Here is a 17825-nt window from a genome sequence, read left to right on the forward strand (position 1 = left end):
ATTTTTCGATGTCAACTAAGTTTTTCAATTTCTTTTTTGTCGTTTTCTGCGTTTCTGCATCAGCGACGTTTATTAATTTATCATATACTTACTCTTAACGTCAATACTTTTCAATAAAAAATTCTTTTTCTTACATAACGAATACATTCTTCCCTATTAGCAACTCTCCGAAATAAACAAAAAATGATTTTATACCTTTCTTCCATCGCCTTTTTTACAACGCTATGTATACGCTCATCTTCAAAATCAAATAAAAGTTCCTCTAACTCTCTCTTCAGTATGTATTCCATTTCTTTTTTCTCTTCCTTTGTCAACATAATCCCAAGCAAATTATCACCCCAATAACTCCTTACGTGTACCGATAAACGCCCCACTCATTTTCAATTATCAATACTGTATCATCAAAAAACAAAATTCTATCACTCATTATATCCACCACTTACGATATTAATCCCTTGTTCTCTTTTTTAAATTTAAAGCATATATGTAACTGAAAAGGATTGGACAAAGGGGCGTAATATTATGTTTTTCTTTTTTATTACGAGTAAAAGAACATTTAAACACATTAGCTTAATAGTCGTACTTTCCTTATTTACAGCATGGCTACTCTTTTTAAAAACATATTCACATGAATCTGCTTTTTCAACTGCTACTGGCCCTAAAGTGATTTACAAAGGGGACACTGCAAAAAAACAAGTTGCATTCACGTTTGACATTAGTTGGGGAGACCAAAAAGCTATTCCAATCCTTAACACACTCAAAGAAAGAGAAATTAAGAATGCAACCTTCTTCCTCTCTGCTGCATGGGCTGAAAGACACCCTGATATTGTCGAGCGCATCATGAAAGATGGACACGAGATTGGTAGTATGGGCTATAATTACACGTCCTACACTTCACTAGAAGCAAATGAAATACGAAGAGATCTTTTGCGGGCACAAGATGTTTTTACGAAGCTTGGCGTAAAACAAGTCAAGCTATTACGTCCACCTAGTGGAGACTTTAACAAAACAACCCTTAAAATAGCTGAATCACTCGGATACACTATTGTCCATTGGAGCAACAATTCAAATGACTGGAAAAATCCCGGCGTAAATAACATCGTTTCCACCGTCTCTAGCAATTTAAAAGGTGGGGATATCGTCTTATTACACGCTTCCGATTCTGCCCTCCAAACAAATAAAGCTTTACCACTACTCTTACAAAAATTAAAAAGTGATGGATATGAACAAACATCTGTATCGCAACTTATATCCAACACTAGTACAAAAAGTGAAGATATTAAGTAGTTCCTTTCCACACGGTTCTTCACACATAAAAGCTCTGCTATCTTTCGTTAAGATAGCAGAGCTTTTTTATCCTAGTATTTACAGACGATAAGAATCTGGCTAATTAAAAATCCACTCTCCTCATTAAGCTGACTTACTCTTTTGTCTAATTAAACGATGTAATACGAGTAACTGATATGCATTACATAATAGAAGTGGTATCACCATTAAATATAACCAATCTGTATCATTAATCCGGAGCGCTGGTACCCATTCAAGAATTGTTACAACAACCATAAAGAACAGAGCGGGAACAAATGCTTTTTTATTCGTTTCTTTACTCTTTATGTAAGCGACAATTGCCCCAAACACAAATAACATCCCAGCAACAAGTATGTTATTCCCTAATGAAACTTCCCCATTTGCAATAAGTACTGACCTTAAATAAACGAAATCAAACAATACAAACGCAATAAAGAAAAGTTGCACTGCATTCCATAAAGAAGATGACCGAAACATCCCTAATCCAAAACGATGGATCGTTAAATACGCAAAGAACCCCATTTGACTTATAACACTAAAAATAAATCCTACGCCCATCAACCATAAAGAAATTGCTAAAATCTCTTTTCCGTCGAAATTTTGAAAAAATTTAGCGTACTTGTCCCACTCTAAAACAAAACCAATAAAGACTGTGCTAATCCCACCAAGAAACAACGTCGTAAAAAATAGTCGTACCCACTTGCGGCTATTCACAACACATCCCCCATTATTCTTATATTTCTAATTAAATTGTATCAATGACAATTTCAAAAAGCTAGCCATGTTAATGTATAAATTCCTTAAAGAGATTTATATTAAAAAAAGAGAACTTTGCTGAAAGGAGCTCCAACTTATGAAACGGATGCTACTCGTTTTGATTTCTTCTTTTCTATTTATAGCACTAGTGGCATGTGCACAAGAAAAAGAAGCAAAATCCGAACTTGATTATGATCAAACAAAAAAAATGATTGTTGATATTTTAAAAACCGATCAAGGAAAAAAAGCGATCCAAGATGTATTAACTGATGAAAAAATGAAACAAGCACTCATACTAGATGAAACAGTAGTAAAGAAAACGATTGAAGATGCGATGGTATCTGAAAAAGGGCAACAATTCTGGGAAAAGCTCTTTAAAGACCCTGAGTTCTCATCGAAATTTGCTAAAAGTATGGGAAAAGAACAAACAAACTTAATGAAAACTTTACTAAAAGATCCTGAATACCAATCAGGTGTTATAGAGATTATGAAAAATCCTGAAGTAGAGAAAATTATGTTACAAACAATGAAGAGTAAAGAATATCGTCAATATTTACAGCAAGTACTAACCGAAACTGCCGAAAGTCCACTCTTCCAAGCTAAGATGATTGATATCATTAGTAAAGGTGTACAAAAAGCCGAAAAAGGTGGGTCTGATAAGAAAGGTGCAGGTGGTTCTCAAGATGGGAACAAAGAACAACAATAAAAATTATAGTAATGAGTGGACAATGTATATATTGTCCACTCATTACTACTTTATTTTTGTGTAACAGCTGTTTTATCAATAACTGTCTCAGCTATCGTACGATAAATAAGACCCGTTGTATGTGTATCTTCATATACTGACGGTGCAAAGTCCTCTTTATTCCAATCAGGTTGTTGAAGTGGAATTCTGCCAAGTACATCCGTTTGAAGTTCCGCAGCTAATTTATCTCCTCCACCTCTCCCAAACACATACTCTTTTTCACCAGTTGCTTTACTTTCAAAATACGCCATATTTTCAACAACACCAAGAATACTATGTTCTGTGCGTAAAGCCATGGCTCCAGCGCGCGCTGCTACAAATGCCGCTGTTGGATGCGGCGTTGTTACAATAATCTCTTTACAAGCCGGCAACATCGAATGTACATCTAGAGCAACATCACCCGTACCTGGTGGTAGATCCAATACTAAATAATCTAAATCACCCCATTCTACTTCTGTGAAAAAGTGATTTAACATTTTCCCAAGCATCGGCCCTCTCCAAATAACAGGTGCGTTATCTTCTACAAAGAATCCCATTGAGATTACTTTCACGCCTAGACGCTCCACTGGTATTATCTTATCGCCTCTTACGATTGGACGTTTTTCTATACCCATCATATCCGGTACACTAAAACCGTAAATATCCGCATCAATGATACCAACCTTTTTCCCTAAACGAGCTAAAGCAATTGCAAGGTTAACAGAAACAGTCGATTTCCCTACTCCACCTTTTCCACTTGCCACTGCTAAAAATGTTGTATTTGAGTTCGGCGATAATAAGGATTCACTTTTCTCTTCCTCTTGCGGTGGTGCAAACTGAGCTAATTCCTCTTCTGTAAATTCTGCAAAACGAAGTCCAACTGTTGCTGCTCCAAGTTCTTTTACTAACTTTACAATTCCAGACTGCAACTGCATTTGTTCCGCTGTACCTGTCTTTACAATTGCAATTTTAACACTTACATGTTCCTTCTCAGGCTTGACTGTTACCTCTTTAATTGCATTTGTTTCTTTTAACGTTTTATGTATAAACGGATCTACAATCCCTTCCAATGCTTCCACTACCTGCTCTTTTGTTACCATAATTAGCCCAGCCCCCTGTATGAAAAATAACGTAATGTTAATTAAATTTATCTCTCTTTATTTTTGAAATAAATGCGTTTACATTTCCAGTATAACATATTTTCGGAAAACTTCGTTAACGAGAGAAACTCGAAAAATCCTCCTTATTCTGGAGGATTTCCTTTTTCCGTAAAATAACGTAATATACCACGATATATTGCAGCCGCTACTTTTTGCTGGTATTTCTCCGAATTTAACATATATCTTTCATTCACATTCGATAAAAAGCCAGCCTCAATTAAAGCACCTGGTTTTTTGGCATACTTCAATAAATACACGTGAGGAATTGTTTTAGCAGAACGATTTGTATTTTCTAAGCTTGTTCTCAATTCAGCTTGTATAAATTTCGCAGCCCGTTCATTTTCAATCGAAGAACGGTAGTAGAACGTTTGTGCGCCCTTAGATCCGCTACTAGTTAGGGCATTTAAATGAATACTCGCAAAAAAATCTACATCAGGCTTATTAATGATCTCAACACGCTTTTTTAAATCCTCTGCTTTACGTCTACTATATGACTTTGTATCTTTATTAGCTAAATCATAATCTCCTTCACGCGTTAAAATAACTAAAGCACCTTGTTCTTGTAAATAATCTTGTACCTTTTTTGTAATCTCAAGCGTAATATCTTTTTCTACAATATCCTTTCCACCAACAGCCCCTCCGTCTGGCCCACCATGCCCAGCATCTAGTACAATCACTTTCCCTGATAAGGGTAAATTCCAAGCTCGCCACGATTTTGTAATTTGAAATTCTTGTTTAACTAAAAAAAACAAAACAACCGCAGCGAGCGCAAAAGAGATAATTCGAATTCTCTTCATACCTTTCCTCCTCCAGCTAGTCCCTCTAATTACTTATATGGGATAAGAGGAAAGTTTATGCTTGTCTTAGTGTAGCTTTAATCGATATCTTCTTTCGCCTTTTTCATACCCTTCCTGCCACCACAAGCCGATAAACTGCTGGCAAGATTCGAAAAGCAATTCCTCGTCTTGCAACTTAATTTCACGTATAGCCATACTCGTTAAAAATTGAAATAACGTTTCAGTTAATTGTTGTTCTTCTTCTAAAGCCCTATATTTCACATCAAAGAATGATTCACCATGATAACCAAATTTACTGTATCTCGCTCCTAATAAATAAGATTCTATCCCTAGTTCAATACAATAATCTTCATACTGACGATGAAGTTCTTGCATCTGAAAAGCATCACGAATATTTGAACGCAATGTTTTTAATGATAATTCTCGCAGCATCTTCCGCTCGTATTTTAACTGCTTTTCTTTTTGTTTTTCTTGTAAGCTGACAATGACATTCATAGTACTTATAAACCTCCCTAATACGTATTAGTCTAAACTTCTAAAGAAGAAGCATACGCAGGACGGTAGCACTAAAATATTCCAAGCTACAAAATTACAGAAGAAGAATTAAACATAAAAAAACCCCAACCAAAATGGTTGGGGTTTGAAGTTCGCAAAAATTAACGTTTTGAGAACTGAGGTGCACGACGTGCGCCTTTAAGACCGTATTTTTTACGCTCTTTCATACGTGCGTCACGAGTTAATAGACCTGCACGTTTTAATGTTAGACGGTATTCTGGGTCAGCTTTTAATAAAGCGCGAGAAATACCGTGACGAATAGCACCAGCTTGACCAGTGTATCCACCACCATTTACGTTTACAAGTACATTGTAGTTACCTAAAGTTTCTGTTGCAACTAGAGGTTGTTTCACTACTTCACGTAATGCAGCAAATGGGATATAGTTTTCAAAATCACGACCGTTAATGATAACGCGTCCTTCGCCTGGAACTAGGCGTACGCGCGCTACTGAACTCTTACGACGTCCAGTGCCATAGTATTGAACCTGTGCCAAAGTAAGCCCTCCTTTAATTAATTATCCGCGAAGTTCGTAAACTTCTGGTTTTTGTGCTTGGTGTGGATGCTCTGCTCCAGCATACACGTTTAATTTCTTAGACACTTGACGTCCTAAACGTCCTTTTGGAAGCATGCCTTTAATTGCAAGCTCTAACATTTGTACAGGGTAGTTTGTACGCATTTCTAGAGCTGTTCTTTGCTTAAGTCCACCTGGGTGGTTAGTGTGACGGTAGTAAATTTTATCGTTTAATTTATTACCTGTTAAATGAATTTTCTCAGCGTTAATAATAATTACATGATCACCCGTGTCAACGTGTGGTGTAAATGTAGGTTTGTTTTTACCACGTAAAATGGATGCTACTTCAGTAGATAGGCGACCTAAAGTTTGACCTTCAGCATCAACCACATACCATTTACGCTCAACTTCGTTAGCTTTTGCCATAAAAGTCGTACGCATGTGTTTCCCTCCTCGTTATCTTTTCCATAGAAAAAATCTATTGTTTATCTTAAACACGATTTCCTTCCGGGGCTAATCGTGGTTTTAGAAACAATACCATATGTTATGATATACTTTTGAGTTTCTAATGTCAAGCAAATGTTACACCAGGATTAGTTGTTATAGTTTACCTGCCATAAGTAAAGTCCATGCCCTGGAGCCATCTTTCCAGCAAACTGGCGATTTTGTTTCGCTAAAATCTCTGGAATGCTATCAGGATCAAGCTTTCCTTGCCCTATGCTAAGTAACGTACCAACAATAATTCTGACCATATTATATAAAAATCCATTACCTACAAAGCGAAAAATTAATTCATCATCTTGCTCAATTAATTCGATTTCATAAATTGTTCGCACTTTATCTTTTTTGTCAGTTTTTGCCGAACAAAAAGAAGTAAAGTCATGCGTTCCAATAAAATAAGGAATCGCTTTTCTTATAGAGTTTATTTCGAGCGGATATGGATATTGATATACATAATTTCTACGGAATACATCCGCAGTCTTTGATAATAATACACGATAGCGATATTCTTTTTTCTCGACACCGTAACGTGCATGAAATTCTTCTGTTTTCTTCTCTACCTGCCTGATAACAATATCATCCGGCAACATTGTATTTAAAGCATTACTCCATTGCCACTCTTCAAGAGACAAAGGTGTATCAAAGTGTATCACTTGTCCTTTGGCGTGAACGGTAGAATCCGTTCTGCCTGATGCCTGCACACGAACAAGTTCTCCTTTATGCAACTTCTGCAATGCTTTCTCTATTTCTTGTTGAACAGTACGATGCTGTGGTTGAATTTGGTAACCACAAAAATGAATGCCATCATATGCAACTGTACATTTTATTCTTTCCATTTCTCTATTCTCCATTACGACCGCACCCATGCCAAAATACAAGCTAAACAAAGTAAGCTTACAATTGTTACTGTATCACTTATTTTCCAGCGTAGTTGCCTAAATTTAGTACGTCCTTCGCCACTTTTATATCCACGAGCTTCCATCGCAATCGCTAAGTCCTCTGCACGCTTAAAAGCACTGATAAATAGTGGAACGAGTAGTGAGATAATAGCTTTCATTCTATCTTTTATCGGTCCCCCAGCAAAATCAATACCACGTGACGCCTGCGCTTTCATGATTTTACTCGTTTCATCCATTAAAGTGGGGATAAATCGAAGAGAAATTGACATCATTAATGCGATTTCATGAACAGGAACTTTCATACGCTTCAACGGCTTTAATAACGTCTCTAAACCATCTGTAATCTCAATTGGTGTCGTTGTTAACGTTAATAATGTCGTCATTAAAATAATAACGAAAAATCGTATAGAAATGTAGATTCCTTGCTCTAATCCTTTTTCATGTATCGAAAACCAACCAAGCTGGAATAGTACTTCCCCTTCTTTATTTGTAAAAATATGCAGGAAAAATGTAAAAAGAAAAATCCATAAAATTGGTTTTAAGCCCGAAAGTACATAACGAATCGGCACTTTTGCAAAAAATAAAGCAATGAGTGCATATAAAAATAAAAATCCATATGAAATCGCATTATTTGCTAAGAAAACAACAAATACATATAAAAAGACAATCAACAGCTTCGTACGAGGATCAAGTTGATGAATGAGTGACTGACCTGGAATATATCTCCCAATAATCAACTGCTGCATGATTCATGACCACCTTTTCGTAACACCTGTACAACTTCATGAGTAAGATCCTCTAAAGATAAGGTAGCCTTCGAAATTGAAATACCAAACTTCTCTTCAATTGCACGTTTATACTTTAAAGACATTGGAAGATCCACACCGATTTGTTCTAATTCATCAGCATGTGAAAATACTTCCTCTGCTCTTCCTTGCAAAAAGACCGTTCCTTTATGCATGACCACTATTTGATCTGCATACTTAGCGGCATCTTCCATATTATGGGTAACAAGAATGACTGTAAGCCCCTGTTCCTTATGCAAATTGTAAAACATCTCCATGAGCTCGTGCTGTCCTTTCGGATCAAGCCCTGCTGTAGGTTCATCTAATACAAGCACTTCGGGTTCCATCGCAAGTACGCCCGCTATTGCAACACGCCTCATTTGCCCACCGCTTAATTCAAACGGAGAACGTGCTAATAACTCTATGTCCAATCCAACAAGCTGGATTGCATCTTTCGCCTTTTGTTTTGCCTCTTCTTCAGATACACCAAAATTAGTAGGTCCAAAACAAATGTCCTTTTCAACTGTTTCTTCAAATAGTTGATGTTCTGGAAACTGAAAGACAACCCCTACTTTTTTTCGTAGCGGCTTAAGTTTCTTCTCTTTCTTCCCTGCTGAAATTAAATGTTCACCAATTTGAACCGTACCATTTGTCGGCTGCAATAAACCATTTAAATGTTGAATCATCGTCGACTTACCTGAACCAGTATGACCGATAATGGCATAATAGCCCCCACTTGGAAACGACACGTCTACATCATAAAGTGCACGTCTTTCAAATGGAGTTTTATATTGATAACGATGTTCTACTTTTTGGAATGTAATCTCCAAAGTTCGTTCACCAAGCTTTCCATTGTAAGATGCGTATTTTGCAAGTGAATTTCATTTCTTTTTAATAATTCTGCTATTTTCACCGAAAAAGGTACATCTAATCCAATCTCTTGGAGCATATGAGAGGATTTGAAAATTTGCTCTGGAGTACCTTCCTCTAATATTTCTCCCTTGTTCAAAATAATAATACGGTCTGACTGTGCCGCTTCTTCTAAATCGTGCGTAATCGATAACACCGTAATACCCTTTTGATTAACAAGTTGTCTGACCGTTTCTACTACTTCACGTCTCCCCTGAGGGTCTAACATTGAAGTTGCTTCATCTAGTATTAAAATAGATGGCTGAAGGGCTAAAACACCTGCTATTGCGACTCGCTGCTTTTGTCCACCAGATAACGAATGGGGTTCTTCATTTAAAAAATCTTCCATACGGACAAGTTGCAGAGCTTGTTCTAGTCTTTCTATCATCTGCTCCCTTGGCATTCCAATGTTCTCTAGGCCGAATACAACGTCATCTTGTACTGTCGTTCCAACAAATTGATTATCTGGATTTTGAAATACCATCCCAATTTGCTTTCGAACATCCCATACTGTTTCCTCTGATAAAATCATTGTATCATTTAAAGTAATTGTCCCTGATTTCGGTAAAAATAAGCCATTCAATAATTTTGCAAGTGTAGACTTCCCGGAACCATTCTGTCCAATAACAGATACCCATTCTCCTTCATATAAGGAAAACGAAACATCTTTTAATGCATAAGAGGCTGCCCCAGGATATTGAAATGATATATTTTCTGTCCGAAGTTTCTCTTTTTTCAATACAAGGCACCCTTTCATTCGCCAAGTTAGCCTATTTTTTTATACTTAAAAAAAAAGGGCCATGACCAGTTACTTGAAAAGAACTGTCCTGCCCTTTTAATCATCATTATACTAACTCGATAATTACCATTGGTGCTGCGTCTCCGCGACGTGGACCAATTTTTGCAATACGAGTGTATCCGCCTTGGCGCTCAGCATAGCGTGGAGCTACATCAGCGAATAATTTTTGAAGTGCATCTTGACCAGTCTCAGCGTTAGCAACTTCATTACGGATGAAAGCTGCTGCTTGACGACGAGCATGAAGATCTCCGCGTTTACCTAAAGTGATCATTTTTTCCACTACAGAACGAAGTTCTTTTGCACGAGTTTCTGTCGTTTGGATGCGCTCGTTGATAATTAAATCAGTAGTTAAATCACGTAACATAGCTTTACGTTGCGCACTTGTACGGCCTAATTTTCTGTATGCCATTCGTAGTTCCCTCCTTTGTTGATGGGTTTAAATCCTCAGTCGTCTTTACGTAAACCTAAACCTAATTCCTCAAGTTTATGTTTAACTTCTTCTAAGGATTTACGTCCTAAGTTACGAACTTTCATCATATCTTCTTCTGTTTTGTTCGCAAGCTCTTGTACAGTATTAATTCCTGCACGTTTTAGGCAATTATAAGAACGAACAGAAAGATCCAGTTCTTCAATAGTCATCTCTAGAACTTTTTCTTTTTGATCTTCTTCCTTCTCGACCATAATCTCAGCATTTTGTGCTTCGTCAGTTAAACCAACAAAGATATTTAAATGCTCAGTTAAGATTTTGGCACCTAAAGAGATAGCTTCTTTTGGCCCGATGCTTCCATCCGTCCATACATCAAGCGTAAGCTTATCATAATTAGCCACTTGTCCGACACGTGTCTTTTCCACTTGGTAAGTCACACGTGATACTGGAGTATAAATAGAATCAATAGGAATTACTCCTATTGGTTGATCTTCGCTTTTATTTGCAACAGCTGGCGTATACCCACGGCCACGCTTTGCAGTTAAACGCATGCGGAAATGCGCATTTTTTGCTAACGTTGCAATGTGTAAATCTGGATTTAAGATTTCAACATCACTATCGTGAGTAATATCAGCAGCTGTGACAATACCTTCGCCCTGTACATCGATTTCCAACGTCTTCTCTTCTTCAGAGTAGATTTTAAGAGCTAACTTTTTCAAGTTTAAGATCATCGTAGTAACATCCTCTACTACGCCCTCAACTGTTGAAAATTCGTGTAAAACGCCATCGATTTGGATAGCAGTTACAGCGGCACCAGGGAGTGAGGATAAAAGAATACGACGTAAGGAGTTACCCAAAGTAGTACCATATCCACGCTCAAGCGGTTCAATCACAAATTTGCCATACTTAGCATCTTCGTTAAGTTCAACCGTTTCGATTTTCGGTTTTTCGATTTCAATCATTAACTAAACCCTCCTTCAAAACGTCGAAACCCCGGTTAAACAAAGGAAGAACCTCTGTTTAACCGAAAGTCCCCCTTAGGCAGTTCCCGATTGTGCACAACAAGCGATGTTTCTGTACGAAATTTCTCGATAATGCATCATATCCATTATAGACAAAAGGGAAAATTCTATACAGAAAAATTACACACGACGACGTTTTGGTGGACGACATCCATTATGAGGAACTGGAGTAACATCTCTAATTGCTGTTACTTCTAGACCTGCCGCTTGAAGAGCACGAATTGCAGCTTCACGACCAGCACCAGGACCTTTAACAGTAACCTCTAAAGTTTTTAAACCATGCTCCATTGCAACTTTAGAAGCAGCTTCAGCAGCCATTTGCGCAGCGAATGGAGTAGATTTACGAGATCCACGGAAACCAAGTGCACCAGCACTAGACCAAGAAAGTGCGTTACCGTGAGTATCTGTAAGTGTTACGATTGTGTTGTTGAAAGTAGAACGAATATGAGCTATACCAGCTTCAATATTCTTTTTCACACGTTTTTTACGAGTGTTTGTTTTACGTGCCATTGTTAGTTCAACCTCCTTTACTTATTATTTCTTTTTATTTGCTACTGTACGACGTGGACCTTTACGTGTACGAGCATTATTTTTAGAGTTTTGACCACGAACTGGTAAACCACGACGGTGACGAAGACCACGGTAAGAACCGATCTCCATTAGACGTTTAATGTTAAGAGATACTTCACGACGAAGGTCTCCCTCAACTTTAATACGATCGATGATATCACGGATACGTCCTAATTCATCTTCCGATAAATCACGAACTCGTGTTTCCGAAGAAATACCAGCTTCTGTAAGAATTTTTTCAGCAGTTGGGCGACCAATGCCGAATACGTAAGTTAAAGAAATAACAACGCGCTTGTCACGAGGAATATCTACACCTGCGATACGTGCCATTCTGAATGCACCTCCTTCTGATTAACCTTGTTTTTGTTTATGTTTAGGGTTTTCACAAATAACCATTACTTTTCCACGTCTACGAATAACTTTACATTTTTCGCAGATTGGTTTAACTGACGGTCTTACTTTCATGTCTCGAACCTCCTTAAAGATTACGGAGTGCTATATTATTTAAAACGGTACGTAATACGACCACGATTTAAATCGTACGGAGATAATTCTACCGTAACTTTGTCTCCTGGTAAAATACGAATGAAGTTCATACGGATTTTACCAGAAACGTGAGCCAATACGACATGCCCATTCTCTAATTCTACTTTGAACATAGCATTTGGCAACGTTTCAAGAACGGTACCTTCGACTTCAATTACATCATCTTTAGCCATTCAATAGTTCTCCCTTCTTCAAATCAGTAACATTTTACACTGCTCTGAAATCCCGGAGAGCCAGCTACTTATAAAGTGGTAAGGATTTCGTATCCTGCTTCTGTAAGAGCAATCGTGTGCTCAAAGTGTGCACACCATTTACCATCTACCGTTACCACTGTCCAGTCATCAGATAGTGTTTTTACATATCGTCTTCCTTGATTCACCATCGGCTCAACACAGATGACCATTCCCGGCTTTAATCTAGGGCCTCTATTTGGTGGACCATAGTGCGGGATTTGAGGGTCCTCATGTAAGTCTTGCCCGATTCCGTGACCAACATACTCCCTAACGATCGAGAACCCATTCTCTTCCGCATGTGTTTGAACCGCATGCGAGATATTTGATAATCTTTCGCCTGGTTTTACTTGTTCTAGACCAAGATACAACGATTTTTCTGTGACATCAAGTAGCTTTTGAACAGATTCAGAAATGTTTCCAACTGGATACGTCCATGCAGAATCTCCATGGTACCCATTGTATTTCGCACCAATATCGATACTGATGATATCGCCCTCTTCGAGCTTACGCTTCCCTGGAATCCCGTGTACAAGCTCTTCATTTACAGAAGCACATATGCTCCCCGGAAATCCGTTGTATCCTTTAAAAGATGGCGTAGCACCATATTTTCGAATCGTCTTTTCCGCTATTTGGTCGAGCTCTTTCGTTGTAATTCCTGGAGTAATATGTTGCTTCAACTCTTGATGAGTTAAAGCAACGATCCTGCCAGCTTCTCGCATGATTTCTATCTCGCGAGGAGTTTTGCAGATGATCATTACGCTAAGCCTCCGATGAGAACATCGATATCAGCAAATACTTTATTGATACCTTGCTCACCATTAATGCTTTGTAAGTAGCCAAGCTCCTCGTAGAAATCAAGCAAAGGTTTTGTTTGCTTAATATTTACATCTAAACGATTTGCTACAGTTTCTTCATTGTCATCAGAGCGTTGATATAATTCGCCACCACATTTATCGCACACATCAGCTTTTGCTGGCGGATTGAATTCTAAGTGGTAAGTCGCACCGCACTCTTTACAAATGCGACGACCTGTAAGGCGTTTTAATAACAACCCTGAATCCACATTAATGTTTAAAACATAATCGATTTTTTTGCCAAGATCTTTCATAATCTCTTCAAGAGCTGATGCTTGTGCAACAGTTCGTGGGAAACCATCTAATAAGAATCCTTTAATACAGTCTTCTTGACTTAAACGTTCACGAACAATTCCGATTGTAACTTCATCTGGAACAAGCGCACCTTTATCAATAAAAGATTTTGCTTGTAAACCAAGTTCAGTTTCAGCCTTCATAGCTGCACGGAACATATCTCCCGTTGAGATGTGAGGGATGTTATACTTGGCAACAATCTGTTCGGCTTGTGTACCTTTACCAGCACCAGGAAGCCCCATTAAAATTAAGTTCATCCTTGTTCCCCCTCAGTACATGAGCATGTAGGGAAGATAATTCTTCCCACTTACTCACTGCTTGATAAACCCTTTGTAATGGCGTTTTACTAATTGGCTTTCTAGCTGCTTCATTGTTTCTAAAGCAACGCCGACAACGATTAACATACTCGTTCCGCCAATCTGTGCAGATGGAGGAAGATTTCCCAATTTCGTAAAGATAACTGGTAAGATTGCAATCGCTGCTAGGAAAATTGATCCCACAAAGGTCAAACGATACAAGATTTTTGTTAGATATTGTTCTGTATTCTTACCCGGACGAATACCTGGAACATATCCACCTTGCTTGTTTAGATTCTCTGACATTTGCTCTGGATTAACCTGAACAAATGCATAGAAGTATGTGAAGGCCACAATGAGCGCAACATATATGATCATTCCCACTGGGTGAGAATAGTTAAAGTTTGCAATAATCCACTGCGATACATCATGTTTCGGGAAGAACTGTGCAATAGTTGGGGGCGTAATTAAGAATGAAACAGCAAAAATGACTGGAATAACACCCGCACTATTTACCTTAAGTGGTAAATGAGTGTTTTGTGCTCCAGCATGATTCCCATTCCCTCCTGTTACACGCTTCGCGTATTGAATTGGGATCTTTCTAACAGCCTGTTGAATGAAAATAACACCAACAATAACTGCTAGCACAGCTAGTAAAATCAATGCAACTTTAACGATACTCATGAACAATTGATCTCCGATATTTTGAAACTGTTGTTGATACACTTGAGATATAACACTTGGGATCGCTGCGGCAATACCACCAAAGATAAGAATGGAAATACCATTACCTACACCTTTAGCAGTAATCTGTTCACCTAACCACATTAAAAATGCAGTACCAGCAGTCAGTACCGTAGCAATGTATAAATAAGTGCTCCAACCTGGATTCAAAATTAATTGCCCACCTACCATACCGTTAAAACCGATTGACATACCAAACCCCTGAATAAACGCAAGAACAATTGTAAAGTAACGCGTGAATTGCGTTAGTTTACGACGGCCCATTTCGCCTTGCTTCGACCATTCCGAAAATTTAGGAACAACATCCATCTGCAATAATTGCACGATGATGGATGCTGTAATATACGGCATGATTCCCATCGCGAAGATGGAGAAGTTCTTCAAGGCGCCACCGCCAAATGTATTTAGGATACCTAAGGCATTTAATTGATCTTGTGCTTTCAGTACGTCTCCATTTGTAAATGGCACTGGGATAAACGTGCCAATCCTGAATACGACTAACATCGCTAAAGTGAATAATATTTTACGTCTTATCTCAGCAACGCGCATAAAGTTGGAGATTGTACGAAACATTAGATCACCTCAACTGATCCGCCAGCTGCTTCAATTGCTTCTTTAGCACTTGAAGAGAACTTGTGCGCTTTAACAGTTAATTTTTTCTCTACTGCTCCGCTTGCAAGAATTTTAACACCGTCGTTTAATTTGCTGATAACGCCAGTTTCCAGCAATAATTCAGGTGTTACTTCTGTACCATCTTCAAAACGATTTAACGTTGATAAGTTTACAATAGTAAACTCTTTACGGTTAATGTTTGTGAAGCCGCGTTTTGGTAAACGACGGAATAGTGGAGTTTGACCACCTTCGAAGCCAAGACGAACACCGCCGCCAGAACGTGCGTTTTGTCCTTTATGACCTCTACCAGCAGTTTTACCGTTACCAGAACCGATACCACGACCGACACGGTTACGTACTTTACGAGAACCTTCTGCAGGTTTTAATTCATGAAGTTTCATTCCCAGGCACCTCCTTATATTAATGAGTTATCCTTAAGCTTCTTTTACAGTTATAAGGTGAGAAACTTTGTTGATCATACCAAGAATAGCAGGAGTTTCTTCCTTAACTACAGTTGAATTCAACTTTTTAAGACCTAAAGCTTCTACCGTCGCACGTTGATCTTGTGGACGACCAATTACACTACGAGTGAGGGTAATTTCTAACTTTTTCGCCATTTGTTTTCCCTCCTTAACCTAGTAGCTCTTCTACAGATTTACCGCGTAATTTTGCAACATCTTCAGCGCGCTTAAGTTCGCTTAATCCGTTCACAGTAGCGCGAATCATGTTGATTGGTGTGTTAGTACCAAGAGATTTCGAAAGAATATCTTGTACACCAGCTAATTCTAGTACCGCACGAACAGGTCCACCAGCAATAACACCAGTACCCTCAGCAGCAGGTTTTAAGAATACTTCACCAGCTCCAAAATGACCGTTGATTGTATGTGGAATTGTTGTACCAACTAATGGTACTGCGATTAGGTTTTTCTTAGCGTCTTCGATAGCTTTACGGATTGCGTCTGGTACCTCTTGTGCTTTACCAGTACCGAATCCAACATGACCGTTTTTATCGCCAACTACAACTAGTGCAGCAAAGCGGAAACGACGACCACCCTTAACAACTTTCGCGACACGATTTATCGTAACTACACGTTCTTCAAGTTCTAATTTACTTGGGTCAATGCGTTGCATCAATTTTCCCTCCTTTGACCATTAAAATTGTAATCCAGCCTCACGAGCAGCTTCAGCTAGAGCTTTAACACGGCCATGGTATAAGTAACCACCGCGATCAAATACTACTTCTTTAACGCCTTTCTCTACAGCACGCTTAGCAACTGATTCTCCAACTTTCGTAGCAGCTTCAGTATTGCTAGTACCGTTAAGAGCAAGGTCTTTATCAAGAGTAGATGCACTTACTAATGTTACACCATTTACATCATCAATAACTTGAGCGTAAATATGTTGGTTAGAACGGTACACGTTTAAACGTGGACGTTCTGCAGTACCAGTAAGTTTAGCACGTACACGTGCATGTCTTTTCTTACGAGTCGCATTTTTAGCAGCTTTAGTGATCATTCTTGTCACTCCTTTCTTTCACCTAACGGGTTTACTTAGCAGTTTTACCTTCTTTACGACGAACAACTTCGCCTTCGTAACGAATACCTTTACCTTTATATGGTTCAGGAGCACGTACAGCACGGATGTTAGCAGCAAATTCGCCAACACGTTGCTTGTCGATACCTTTAATTACGATTTTAGTTGGTACAGGTACTTCAACTTCAAGTCCTGCTTCTGGAGTCATTTCTACTGGATGAGAATAACCTACGCTTAAAACAAGTTTATCACCTTGTTTTTGAGCACGGTAACCAACACCGACTAATTCAAGTCCGCGTGCAAAACCTGTAGTTACACCTTCAACCATGTTTCCGATTAAAGCACGAGTTGTACCGTGTAATGCACGGTGTTCCTTCTGTTCAGATGGACGCTCAACTGTTAGTGTATTTTCTTCAATTTTGATAGACATATCAGTTTTGAAAGTACGAGTTAATTCACCTTTAGGGCCTTTTACTGTTACAGTATTGTCTTCTGCAACTGTAATAGTAACACCTGCAGGGATTTCAAGAATCTTTTTACCAATACGAGACATGTGGTCACACCTCCGTTCGTTTTAAATATATATTACCAAACGTATGCTACTACTTCTCCACCAGTTTGTAATTGACGAGCGTCTTTGTCCGTCATTACTCCCTTAGATGTAGAAACAAGAGCGATACCTAATCCGTTAAGTACACGAGGTACTTCATCAGCTTTTGCGTAAACGCGTAAGCCAGGTTTACTGATACGTTTTAATCCAGTGATTACACGTTCATTGTTTGCACCATATTTCAGGAAAATACGAAGGATACCTTGTTTGTTATCCCCGATGTATTCTACATCACGAATGAAACCTTCACGTTTTAAAAGATCAGCGATCTCTTTTTTGATTTTAGAAGCAGGAACCTCTAATTTCTCATGACGTACCATGTTCGCATTACGGATGCGAGTAAGCATGTCTGCAATTGGATCTGTCATCACCATGTGTT

28 protein-coding genes are annotated in these 17825 nt (G+C 38.5%); 2 read left to right on the forward strand and 26 right to left on the reverse strand.

The genetic code is table 11. The features are described 5' to 3' along the window. Positions 1-110: 110 nt before the first annotated feature. Positions 111-329 carry a hypothetical protein gene (locus tag FT637_RS25910; protein ID WP_002139933.1) on the reverse strand — a complete coding sequence of 73 codons (219 nt, stop codon included), beginning with the start codon at positions 327-329 and terminating at the stop codon, positions 111-113. A gap of 193 nt (positions 330-522) precedes the next feature. Here FT637_RS25910 and pdaB point away from each other — a divergent pair, with 193 nt between their 5' ends. Further along, positions 523-1287 (forward strand): polysaccharide deacetylase family sporulation protein PdaB, encoded by a 765-nt coding sequence (pdaB, locus tag FT637_RS25915; RefSeq protein WP_193648743.1) that lies wholly within the window; start codon positions 523-525, stop codon positions 1285-1287. A gap of 123 nt (positions 1288-1410) precedes the next feature. Here pdaB and kbaA read toward each other — a convergent pair whose 3' ends face one another. Further along, positions 1411-2022 carry a KinB signaling pathway activation protein KbaA gene (kbaA, locus tag FT637_RS25920; RefSeq protein ID WP_193648744.1) on the reverse strand — a complete coding sequence of 204 codons (612 nt, stop codon included), beginning with the start codon at positions 2020-2022 and terminating at the stop codon, positions 1411-1413. Between the two features lie 139 nt (positions 2023-2161). Between kbaA and gerD the strand changes: the two genes are divergently transcribed. Continuing rightward, a complete protein-coding gene (gene gerD / locus FT637_RS25925; RefSeq protein ID WP_193648745.1) occupies positions 2162-2770 on the forward strand; it encodes a spore germination lipoprotein GerD in 609 nt (202 codons plus the stop codon). Positions 2771-2820: 50 nt separating this feature from the next. Here the strand turns inward: gerD and FT637_RS25930 are convergent, their stop codons facing one another. From FT637_RS25930 to rpsH, 24 genes are all read right to left on the reverse strand, one after another. Further along, positions 2821-3888: a P-loop NTPase gene (locus tag FT637_RS25930; protein WP_193648746.1), complete on the reverse strand. Its 1068-nt coding sequence runs from the start codon at positions 3886-3888 to the stop codon at positions 2821-2823. Positions 3889-4031: 143 nt separating this feature from the next. After that, positions 4032-4745 carry an N-acetylmuramoyl-L-alanine amidase CwlD gene (gene cwlD / locus FT637_RS25935; protein WP_002113331.1) on the reverse strand — a complete coding sequence of 238 codons (714 nt, stop codon included), beginning with the start codon at positions 4743-4745 and terminating at the stop codon, positions 4032-4034. Positions 4746-4811: 66 nt separating this feature from the next. Beyond that, positions 4812-5240 (reverse strand): DUF2521 family protein, encoded by a 429-nt coding sequence (locus FT637_RS25940; protein WP_193648747.1) that lies wholly within the window; start codon positions 5238-5240, stop codon positions 4812-4814. Positions 5241-5401: 161 nt separating this feature from the next. Next, a complete protein-coding gene (gene rpsI, locus FT637_RS25945; RefSeq protein ID WP_002009728.1) occupies positions 5402-5794 on the reverse strand; it encodes a 30S ribosomal protein S9 in 393 nt (130 codons plus the stop codon). Positions 5795-5815: 21 nt separating this feature from the next. Then, positions 5816-6253 (reverse strand): 50S ribosomal protein L13, encoded by a 438-nt coding sequence (gene rplM, locus FT637_RS25950; protein ID WP_001260795.1) that lies wholly within the window; start codon positions 6251-6253, stop codon positions 5816-5818. A gap of 152 nt (positions 6254-6405) precedes the next feature. Next, the gene (gene truA, locus FT637_RS25955; RefSeq protein ID WP_193648748.1) at positions 6406-7149 is read right to left on the reverse strand and encodes a tRNA pseudouridine(38-40) synthase TruA; all 744 of its coding nucleotides are present in this window, start codon (positions 7147-7149) and stop codon (positions 6406-6408) included. Positions 7150-7163: 14 nt separating this feature from the next. Further along, positions 7164-7958, reverse strand: coding sequence for an energy-coupling factor transporter transmembrane component T family protein (locus tag FT637_RS25960; RefSeq protein ID WP_105587636.1), 795 nt, complete (start codon positions 7956-7958; stop codon positions 7164-7166). Next, entirely contained in the window at positions 7946-8827 is an 882-nt protein-coding gene (locus tag FT637_RS25965; RefSeq protein WP_002113327.1) for an energy-coupling factor ABC transporter ATP-binding protein, read from the reverse strand. Before FT637_RS25965 ends, FT637_RS25960 begins: the two co-directional genes overlap by 13 nt. Further along, the gene (locus tag FT637_RS25970; protein WP_193648749.1) at positions 8803-9645 is read right to left on the reverse strand and encodes an energy-coupling factor ABC transporter ATP-binding protein; all 843 of its coding nucleotides are present in this window, start codon (positions 9643-9645) and stop codon (positions 8803-8805) included. The genes FT637_RS25965 and FT637_RS25970 overlap by 25 nt, the downstream gene beginning before the upstream one ends. 106 nt (positions 9646-9751) lie before the next feature. Further along, positions 9752-10114 (reverse strand): 50S ribosomal protein L17, encoded by a 363-nt coding sequence (gene rplQ / locus FT637_RS25975; RefSeq protein ID WP_002091542.1) that lies wholly within the window; start codon positions 10112-10114, stop codon positions 9752-9754. A 35-nt stretch (positions 10115-10149) separates the two neighbouring features. Further along, positions 10150-11094 carry a DNA-directed RNA polymerase subunit alpha gene (locus FT637_RS25980; protein WP_002091540.1) on the reverse strand — a complete coding sequence of 315 codons (945 nt, stop codon included), beginning with the start codon at positions 11092-11094 and terminating at the stop codon, positions 10150-10152. Positions 11095-11274: 180 nt separating this feature from the next. Continuing rightward, positions 11275-11664, reverse strand: a complete 390-nt coding sequence (rpsK, locus tag FT637_RS25985; protein WP_002009745.1) for a 30S ribosomal protein S11 — start codon at positions 11662-11664, stop codon at positions 11275-11277. A gap of 24 nt (positions 11665-11688) precedes the next feature. Continuing rightward, positions 11689-12054: a 30S ribosomal protein S13 gene (gene rpsM / locus FT637_RS25990; protein WP_193648750.1), complete on the reverse strand. Its 366-nt coding sequence runs from the start codon at positions 12052-12054 to the stop codon at positions 11689-11691. A gap of 21 nt (positions 12055-12075) precedes the next feature. Next, complete coding sequence (gene rpmJ / locus FT637_RS25995) at positions 12076-12189, reverse strand: 50S ribosomal protein L36 (RefSeq protein ID WP_000868344.1); 114 nt, start codon at positions 12187-12189, stop codon at positions 12076-12078. A gap of 35 nt (positions 12190-12224) precedes the next feature. Continuing rightward, a complete protein-coding gene (infA, locus tag FT637_RS26000; RefSeq protein WP_001029884.1) occupies positions 12225-12443 on the reverse strand; it encodes a translation initiation factor IF-1 in 219 nt (72 codons plus the stop codon). 68 nt (positions 12444-12511) lie between these two features. Beyond that, positions 12512-13258, reverse strand: coding sequence for a type I methionyl aminopeptidase (gene map / locus FT637_RS26005; protein WP_000582542.1), 747 nt, complete (start codon positions 13256-13258; stop codon positions 12512-12514). After that, on the reverse strand, positions 13258-13908 hold the full coding sequence (locus tag FT637_RS26010) for an adenylate kinase (RefSeq protein WP_002175430.1): 651 nt from the start codon (positions 13906-13908) through the stop codon (positions 13258-13260). Before FT637_RS26010 ends, map begins: the two co-directional genes overlap by 1 nt. Before the next feature lie 54 nt (positions 13909-13962). Further along, entirely contained in the window at positions 13963-15264 is a 1302-nt protein-coding gene (secY, locus tag FT637_RS26015; protein ID WP_002124688.1) for a preprotein translocase subunit SecY, read from the reverse strand. Beyond that, positions 15264-15704 carry a 50S ribosomal protein L15 gene (rplO, locus tag FT637_RS26020; protein ID WP_002009754.1) on the reverse strand — a complete coding sequence of 147 codons (441 nt, stop codon included), beginning with the start codon at positions 15702-15704 and terminating at the stop codon, positions 15264-15266. The genes secY and rplO overlap by 1 nt, the downstream gene beginning before the upstream one ends. A 33-nt stretch (positions 15705-15737) precedes the next feature. Next, positions 15738-15920 (reverse strand): 50S ribosomal protein L30, encoded by a 183-nt coding sequence (gene rpmD, locus FT637_RS26025; RefSeq protein ID WP_001085231.1) that lies wholly within the window; start codon positions 15918-15920, stop codon positions 15738-15740. A gap of 13 nt (positions 15921-15933) precedes the next feature. Beyond that, the gene (rpsE, locus tag FT637_RS26030) at positions 15934-16434 is read right to left on the reverse strand and encodes a 30S ribosomal protein S5 (RefSeq protein ID WP_002063426.1); all 501 of its coding nucleotides are present in this window, start codon (positions 16432-16434) and stop codon (positions 15934-15936) included. A gap of 21 nt (positions 16435-16455) precedes the next feature. Next, the gene (rplR, locus tag FT637_RS26035) at positions 16456-16818 is read right to left on the reverse strand and encodes a 50S ribosomal protein L18 (protein ID WP_002009761.1); all 363 of its coding nucleotides are present in this window, start codon (positions 16816-16818) and stop codon (positions 16456-16458) included. A gap of 31 nt (positions 16819-16849) precedes the next feature. Next, positions 16850-17389, reverse strand: a complete 540-nt coding sequence (rplF, locus tag FT637_RS26040) for a 50S ribosomal protein L6 (RefSeq protein WP_002063425.1) — start codon at positions 17387-17389, stop codon at positions 16850-16852. A 32-nt stretch (positions 17390-17421) separates the two neighbouring features. Continuing rightward, positions 17422-17820 carry a 30S ribosomal protein S8 gene (gene rpsH, locus FT637_RS26045; RefSeq protein WP_002091529.1) on the reverse strand — a complete coding sequence of 133 codons (399 nt, stop codon included), beginning with the start codon at positions 17818-17820 and terminating at the stop codon, positions 17422-17424. Positions 17821-17825: the final 5 nt, after the last annotated feature.

This window comes from Bacillus cereus, from assembly GCF_015071065.1.
GTDB lineage: Bacteria > Bacillota > Bacilli > Bacillales > Bacillaceae_G > Bacillus_A > Bacillus_A cereus_BA.

Excerpts from the sequence above, each read along its gene's own strand:
- pdaB (WP_193648743.1), top strand. The coding sequence starts at position 523 with ATGTTTTTCTTTTTTATTACGAGTAAAAGAACATTTAAACACATTAGC.
- gerD (WP_193648745.1), top strand. The coding sequence starts at position 2,162 with ATGAAACGGATGCTACTCGTTTTGATTTCTTCTTTTCTATTTATAGCA.
- FT637_RS25930 (WP_193648746.1), bottom strand. The coding sequence starts at position 3,888 with ATGGTAACAAAAGAGCAGGTAGTGGAAGCATTGGAAGGGATTGTAGAT.
- cwlD (WP_002113331.1), bottom strand. The coding sequence starts at position 4,745 with ATGAAGAGAATTCGAATTATCTCTTTTGCGCTCGCTGCGGTTGTTTTG.
- FT637_RS25940 (WP_193648747.1), bottom strand. The coding sequence starts at position 5,240 with ATGAATGTCATTGTCAGCTTACAAGAAAAACAAAAAGAAAAGCAGTTA.
- rplM (WP_001260795.1), bottom strand. The coding sequence starts at position 6,253 with ATGCGTACGACTTTTATGGCAAAAGCTAACGAAGTTGAGCGTAAATGG.
- truA (WP_193648748.1), bottom strand. The coding sequence starts at position 7,149 with ATGGAAAGAATAAAATGTACAGTTGCATATGATGGCATTCATTTTTGT.
- FT637_RS25960 (WP_105587636.1), bottom strand. The coding sequence starts at position 7,958 with ATGCAGCAGTTGATTATTGGGAGATATATTCCAGGTCAGTCACTCATT.
- rplQ (WP_002091542.1), bottom strand. The coding sequence starts at position 10,114 with ATGGCATACAGAAAATTAGGCCGTACAAGTGCGCAACGTAAAGCTATG.
- FT637_RS25980 (WP_002091540.1), bottom strand. The coding sequence starts at position 11,094 with ATGATTGAAATCGAAAAACCGAAAATCGAAACGGTTGAACTTAACGAA.
- rpsK (WP_002009745.1), bottom strand. The coding sequence starts at position 11,664 with ATGGCACGTAAAACAAACACTCGTAAAAAACGTGTGAAAAAGAATATT.
- rpsM (WP_193648750.1), bottom strand. The coding sequence starts at position 12,054 with ATGGCACGTATCGCAGGTGTAGATATTCCTCGTGACAAGCGCGTTGTT.
- rpmJ (WP_000868344.1), bottom strand. The coding sequence starts at position 12,189 with ATGAAAGTAAGACCGTCAGTTAAACCAATCTGCGAAAAATGTAAAGTT.
- infA (WP_001029884.1), bottom strand. The coding sequence starts at position 12,443 with ATGGCTAAAGATGATGTAATTGAAGTCGAAGGTACCGTTCTTGAAACG.
- map (WP_000582542.1), bottom strand. The coding sequence starts at position 13,258 with ATGATCATCTGCAAAACTCCTCGCGAGATAGAAATCATGCGAGAAGCT.
- FT637_RS26010 (WP_002175430.1), bottom strand. The coding sequence starts at position 13,908 with ATGAACTTAATTTTAATGGGGCTTCCTGGTGCTGGTAAAGGTACACAA.
- secY (WP_002124688.1), bottom strand. The coding sequence starts at position 15,264 with ATGTTTCGTACAATCTCCAACTTTATGCGCGTTGCTGAGATAAGACGT.
- rplO (WP_002009754.1), bottom strand. The coding sequence starts at position 15,704 with ATGAAACTTCATGAATTAAAACCTGCAGAAGGTTCTCGTAAAGTACGT.
- rpmD (WP_001085231.1), bottom strand. The coding sequence starts at position 15,920 with ATGGCGAAAAAGTTAGAAATTACCCTCACTCGTAGTGTAATTGGTCGT.
- rpsE (WP_002063426.1), bottom strand. The coding sequence starts at position 16,434 with ATGCAACGCATTGACCCAAGTAAATTAGAACTTGAAGAACGTGTAGTT.
- rplR (WP_002009761.1), bottom strand. The coding sequence starts at position 16,818 with ATGATCACTAAAGCTGCTAAAAATGCGACTCGTAAGAAAAGACATGCA.
- rplF (WP_002063425.1), bottom strand. The coding sequence starts at position 17,389 with ATGTCTCGTATTGGTAAAAAGATTCTTGAAATCCCTGCAGGTGTTACT.
- rpsH (WP_002091529.1), bottom strand. The coding sequence starts at position 17,820 with ATGGTGATGACAGATCCAATTGCAGACATGCTTACTCGCATCCGTAAT.